Origin of the sequence: Janthinobacterium sp. ROICE36, from assembly GCF_002869965.1 — a bacterium.
Lineage (GTDB): Bacteria > Pseudomonadota > Gammaproteobacteria > Burkholderiales > Burkholderiaceae_D > Janthinobacterium.
In genome coordinates, this window is the sequence record NZ_PEBS01000031.1 from 55,394 (window position 1) to 61,450 (window position 6,057).

Genomic DNA, 6,057 nt, shown 5'->3' on the forward strand with positions numbered 1-6,057 from the left:
GCAGCGTAAAATGCGCACATCGATGACAGGAGCGCCATGAAGCCGACCCCACCGCAAGACCCCATCCATGCCATCACCGGGCGCACCCTGGCCCATTACGACGCCAGCGCCGAGCAGTTTTTTGAAGGCACGCGCGACCACGATGTCAGCCAGAATATCGCCGCGCTGCTGGCCGCCATCGGCAAGCCGGCGCCGTTGGCGATCCTCGACCTCGGTTGCGGCCCGGGCCGCGATCTGAAAGCGTTCACCGCCATGGGGCACCAGGCCACGGGCGTCGATGGCTGCCCCCGTTTCGTCGAGATGGCGCGCGCCTACAGCGGCTGCACCGTGTGGCAGCAGGATTTTGTCGATCTCGATCTGCCGGCCGCGCACTTCGACGGCGTGTTCGCCAATGCCGTGCTGTTCCACGTGCCCGGCGCCGCCTTGCCTGGCGTGCTAAGTGCTTTGCACGCCTGCCTGAAGGAGGGCGGCGTGCTGTTCAGTTCGAACCCGCGCGGTCACAACCAGGAGGGCTGGAACGGCGCGCGCTATGGCAGCTACCACGACGAAGAGCGCTGGGCCGCGTATGTGCAGGCTGCCGGCTTCAGTCTGGTCGAGCAGTACTACCGTCCGCCGGGCTTGCCACGCGAACAGCAGCCGTGGCTGGCCACCGTCTGGCGCAAGGACACGGCGGCGTAATCGGTGATGTCGGCGCTGTGTTAGGAACCGTACAGAGCTTTTGATCCCCACTGGGTACTATGGACACATCGACACGCACAAGGCAGTTTGCAACAGCGTGTGAGCCGCAGTACCGGCCCTTCGGGGCCGGACAACAGATGTACCAACTACAGTGAGGATCCATCATGAACAAAGATCAAGTCGAAGGTAAACTGAAGGAAGTCGGCGGTAAAATCCAGGAACAAGCTGGGAAAGTCGTCGGCAGCGAAGAACAGCAAGCCAAGGGCCTGGCAAACCAGGTCGAAGGCAAAGTGCAGAAGAAGGTTGGCGACGTCAAGGATGCAGTCGAGACCGTGACCCGCAAGCCATAATTCTGGCAGCAATAATGTAAAAACCGCCGCTTGTCACGAGACAGGCGGCGGTTTTCATTTGTATGCGCGCTTTACTTTACTTGGCTACGCCCAGCTTCTGCTTGAAGAACATTTCAATTTTCTTGTACACGTGGCGCTGGCCCGCGCGCGATGAGATGCCGTGCTTGGCGCCCGGATATGTCATCAGGTCGAATTGCACGCCGCGGTTCACCAGCGCGTCGATCAAGCGCGTGCTGTTGCTGAACAGCACGTTATCGTCGGCCATGCCGTGCACCAGCAGCAGTGGCGATGTCAAGCCGTCCAGGTTGGCGAACACGGTGCTGTCCTTGTAGCCGTCCACGTTTTCCTTCGGCATGCCGAGGAATTGTTCCGTGTAGTGGGTGTCGTACAGCGACCAGTCGGTCACGGGCGCGACGGAGACACCCATGGCAATCTTGCTTGATGCCGCCGACAGCAAACGCAGGGTCATGAAACCGCCATAGCTCCAGCCGAACACGCCGATGCGTTTAGGATCGACGAAGCTTTGCTGGCCCAGCCAGGCTATGCCCACCAGCTGGTCAGCCACTTCGGCTGCGCCCAGCTTGTGATAGATGGCGTCCGTGAACGCGCGCTCGCGGCGCGAGGAACCGCGGTTATCGAGGCGGAAGACGACAAAGCCCTGCTGCGCCATGTACTGGTCGAAGTTGTTGCCCCAGCGGCGAGCCACGTGTTGCGAGTGCGGGCCGCCATACGTCGACAGGTAGACGGGATAGCGCTTGCTCGCGTCGAAGTTCGACGGCTTGACGATGGAATAGTAGAGCGTCTGGCCATCATTGGCTTTCAGGGTGCCGTACTGCGTCGGCAGGTGATCGGCCTTGTATTTCGCGTACGGGTGGCTGGCGTTCAGCGCGTTTTCTTCCAGCCAGCCCACCATCGAACCGTCCGGACGGTGGATGCTTACTTGCGGCGGCGTGGCCGGGTCGGAATAGGTGTCGACAAACACTTCGCCATTGCGCGAGAACGTCGTGTCGTGCCAGCCGTCCGCTTTCGTCACGCGCTGCGGCTTGTCGGCCGTGCTGCCATCGAGCGCCAGGGCGTAGGTCTGCTTGTCGATCACCGCATCGCGGTTTGACGACACGAAGACCTTGCCAGTTTTCTGGTTTACGGCCAGCACGCTGTCGATGCCCCATGCACCGGAAGTGACCGGGTGCAGCAGCTTGCCGCTCATGTCGTACAGGTACAGATGGTTGCGGCCCGTGCGCTCGGACGACCAGAGGAAGCTGCCGTTCGACAGGAAGCGCATGTCGTCATGGATGCTGACCCAGGTTGTTGACGTTTCCGTCAGCAGGGTGCGTTGCGCCAGGGTAGCGGCATCGACGGCGACCAGGTCGAGGGTCTTCTGGTCGCGCGACTGGCGCTGGTACACCAGCGACTTGCCATCAAAGCTCCAGTCGGCGCGCACCAGATAGATGTCCGGGTTCGTGCCCAGGTCCACCTGGCGCTGCGCGCCCGTTTCCGGCGAGACGATCAGCAGCTGCACCAGCACGTTCGGGTCGCCGGCGGCAGGGTAGCGCTGTTCCACGACGTCCGTGCGGTCGGCGAAGATTTCGAAGCGGCGCACCACGGGCACGGGCGCTTCGTCGTAGCGTTTGTACGCGATGGCGGAATCGTCGGGGGCCCAGTAGTAGCCGGTGCGCTGGCCCATTTCTTCCTGCGCCACGAATTCGGCTTCGCCGTTGTGGATGGTGCCCTTGCCATCGGTGGTCAGCTGGCGTTCCTTGTCCGTCTTGAGGTCGATCACATAGATGTTTTGATCGCGCACAAACGAGACGTAGCGGCCTTTCGGCGAGATTTTCGGGTCCAGCACATTGCCCTTGGCGACCAGGCGCGCCTGGTCCGGGTGGGCCGCATCGACCAGGTACAGATTGCCGGCCAGCGGCACCAGCAGCTGCTTGCCATCGGGCGACCAGCTGTAGCTGAGAATGCCGTTCAGGCTGGCTGTGCGCTCGCGTTCGCGGCGCGCCTGCTCTTCGGGCGAAATCGTTTCATTCGGCACCAGCGCCTTCGAGTCGACCAGGCGGTGCGTGCTCTTGTCCTTCAGCTTGAATTCCCACAGGTCGAGCTGGAACTGGTTGTCGGCGCGGCCGCGCAGGAAGGTGACGCGCTCGCCGTCGGGCGAGACCTTCAGGTTGCGCACGCCGGGGCCGGCTAGCGCCGGGTCGGCGTGGATGCGATCCAGGGTCAGCTTTTCAGCCGATGCGGGAACGCTGGCCATCGCGGCCAAAAAACAAAGAATAAAACGCATGGATGTCTCGGTAGTTGGAAGAATTGCCAAGCGTAAGACGATACCAGAGCGTGCCCCTTTATGCGATAGCCCCGGCCACGGAATAAGATCATCGTGGCCTTATTTCCTTCGTCAAAAATGCTCAATCGCCGCCCATTGCATGGCGCTTTTCCCGATTCAGGCCAATATCGACCCTGTGATCACGGTCAGGCATGCGCCGCCTATCCAGGCGTGGCCATCGCGGAAATTGACGGAAACGCGGCCGTCGCGCTGCAGACAGCTGCCCTGGCGCACGCGGTAGTCGGCGCCCGCCAGCAGCTGCGCGATGCAGGCGTTGGCGCTGCCCGTGACGGGGTCCTCGACCAGCGCGCCGTGCTCGCTGAGCAGCGCGCGCACTTCGTAATCGGCCGGCCCGCCGGCGCCGTGCGCGCCGTAGAGGGCCAGGCCGTCAGCCATTGACGCAGCCAGCAATGCCGTCAGCGCCGCGCTGTCGGCATGGACGGCCAGGCAGGCCGCAGCGCTTGGCAGCGGCACGCACAGCCAGCGGATGCCCATGTCGACGACGCTGCCGCCAGCGGCCGCCGGGTCGCCCAGCGCCGTGTGCAGCAGCGGCAGCAGCGCGGGGGCGAGCGCGCGCGTGGTGCAGGGCGGCGCCTGGAACGCCAGCACGCCGCCGGCGCCGCGTTCTATCTGCACCAGGCCGACGCCGCATTCCTGCACGATGCGCGCGCCCTTGGGCTGCATGCCCGCATCGAGCAGGGCGTGCGCCGTGCCCAAGGTCGGGTGGCCGGCGAAGGGGAATTCCATCTCGGGCGAAAAAATCCGCACGCGGTAATCGGCGGCGGGATCGCGTGGCGCCAGCACGAAGGTGGTTTCCGACAGGCCGGTCCAGCGCGCGATCGCCTGCATCTGCGCGTCATCGAGGCCATTCGCGTCGAGCACCACGGCCAGCGGATTGCCCAAGAAGGGTATCGTGCTGAAGACATCGACTTGCCTGAAGGGGCGTTGTTGCGGCATGGCGGTTTCCTTGTTGGCTTATCGGGCGGCGCGCAGGCGCTGCAGCGACAGCCGGTTCAAATACCAGGTCAGCAGCACGGCGGCCACCGTCAAGCCCGCGACCAGGCCGATCCAGAAACCGGCGGCGGCCATCGGCTGGTCCGGCGACCAGGGGAATCCGGCCGGCGCGAGGCCCAGCACGTAGCCGATGGGCAGCGAGAAGCCCCAGAAGGCCAGCAGCTGGATCAGCATCGGCTGGCGCGTCACCTTGAAGCCGCGAATCGCGCAGGAAGTGGCCACTTGGGTGGCGTCGGACAGCTGGAACAGGGCGGCAAACAGCAGCAGCTGCGCGCACAGCGCCTGCACCTGCGGGTCGGACGTATAGGCTTGCGCGATCTGGTGGCGGAAGACGGTGATGAGCGTAGCCGAAACGATGGCCGCCGTCAGCGACATGGCCACGCCCACCCAAGAAATGAAGCGGGCGCGGCGCAGATTGGCTTCGCCCACGGCATGGCCCACGCGCGTGACCAGCGCGATGCCGAAGGTGAGCGGCACCATGAAGACAACGGACGAGAAATTGAGCGCGATCTGGTGCGCCGACACCTGGATCACGCCGAAGCGCGCCACCAGCAGGCTGATGACGCCAAACGCGCTCACTTCGGCAAAATAGGTCACGCCGATGGGCAGGCCCAGGCGCAGCATGGGGCCGATGGACGACGGCTGCGGCCACTCCCAGTGCGTGAACGGATACGTGGCGCGGTAGGCGGGCGCGATCCTGATCCAGGCCAGCATGGCCAGCAGCATCATCCACACGCAGCAGGTGGTGGCCACGGCGCAGCCCACGCCGCCCATCTTCGGCATGCCCCAGTGGCCATAGATCAGCAGGTAGTTGACGAGAATGTTTAGCGCCAGGGCGGCCAGCGCGATGACCATCACGGGCTTGGTCTGGTTGATGCTGGTGCTGTAGCCGTACAGCGCGCGGTAGGCGGCAAACGGCGGCAGCGCGCAGCTGATGATGTGCACGAACAGCTTGGCCTTGGCCGCCACGGCTGGTTCGAGCATCAGGTGGTCGAACACCAGCGCCGCCATGTTCGTCAGCAGGCAAGCCACCAGGCCCACCAGTAGCGCTTTCCACAACGACTGGCGCACGATGTGCGGCACCTGGTCGTGGCGCGCCGCGCCGATTTCATGCGCCACCAAGGTATTGATCGCCATCATGATGCCGCTCACGGTGACCAGCACGATGGACCAGATGGCCGCACCCAGCGACACAGCCGCCAGTTCCTCGGGATTCGTATGGCCCGTCATCGCCACGTCGGCCGCACCCATGCCAACGGTCGCCAGCTGGCCGATCAGGATGGGCCAGGCCAGCTTCCACAGCGAAGAAATTTCGGTACGGACGGCGGGCAGGGTGAACGAGGTGGTGTGTGGCATGGGCGGCAAGCTTAACTAAACACAAGATTCTACCGGCATTCGCCGTGCTTGTCCGCCGAGGCATCCCTGGCGCCAGGGCGCGGTAATCATTTGTTACAGCTAACAGGGTGTTGAATTAATCGCCGTGCCCGTCAACCATCACGGGCCGGTAAACGTTGTTTCATCAGCCCCACTTTCCCACCGCCATCATGCGCAAGACCGACGTCACCCAGCACTCTCTGTACAGTTACCGCTCGTTGGAGGAACGCATCCCGGATGCGCATCCCTTGCGCAAATTGCGAGTACTGGTCGATGCCATCCTGGCCAACATGAACGATGATTTCCAGGCGCTGTATT

At 63.8% G+C, this 6,057-nt stretch carries 5 protein-coding genes and 1 pseudogene; 3 read left to right on the forward strand and 3 right to left on the reverse strand.

What is annotated here, in order from left to right:
- Positions 1-36 precede the first annotated feature (36 nt).
- The gene (locus CSZ94_RS14300) at positions 37-678 is read left to right on the forward strand and encodes a class I SAM-dependent methyltransferase (RefSeq protein WP_102122109.1); all 642 of its coding nucleotides are present in this window, start codon (positions 37-39) and stop codon (positions 676-678) included.
- A gap of 164 nt (positions 679-842) precedes the next feature.
- On the forward strand, positions 843-1,028 hold the full coding sequence (locus tag CSZ94_RS14305; protein ID WP_102122110.1) for a CsbD family protein: 186 nt from the start codon (positions 843-845) through the stop codon (positions 1,026-1,028).
- A 76-nt stretch (positions 1,029-1,104) separates the two neighbouring features.
- Here the strand turns inward: CSZ94_RS14305 and CSZ94_RS14310 are convergent, their stop codons facing one another.
- The 3 genes from CSZ94_RS14310 to CSZ94_RS14320 all read right to left on the reverse strand — a co-directional run bounded on the left by CSZ94_RS14310 (position 1,105) and on the right by CSZ94_RS14320 (position 5,721).
- Complete coding sequence (locus CSZ94_RS14310; RefSeq protein ID WP_102122111.1) at positions 1,105-3,312, reverse strand: S9 family peptidase; 2,208 nt, start codon at positions 3,310-3,312, stop codon at positions 1,105-1,107.
- 156 nt (positions 3,313-3,468) lie between these two features.
- Positions 3,469-4,308 (reverse strand): PhzF family phenazine biosynthesis protein, encoded by an 840-nt coding sequence (locus CSZ94_RS14315; protein ID WP_102122112.1) that lies wholly within the window; start codon positions 4,306-4,308, stop codon positions 3,469-3,471.
- 18 nt (positions 4,309-4,326) lie between these two features.
- Complete coding sequence (locus tag CSZ94_RS14320) at positions 4,327-5,721, reverse strand: MATE family efflux transporter (protein ID WP_102122113.1); 1,395 nt, start codon at positions 5,719-5,721, stop codon at positions 4,327-4,329.
- A 188-nt stretch (positions 5,722-5,909) separates the two neighbouring features.
- Between CSZ94_RS14320 and CSZ94_RS28680 the strand changes: the two are divergent.
- Positions 5,910-6,057 (forward strand): annotated as a pseudogene (locus CSZ94_RS28680) (IS5/IS1182 family transposase); the annotation flags it as partial.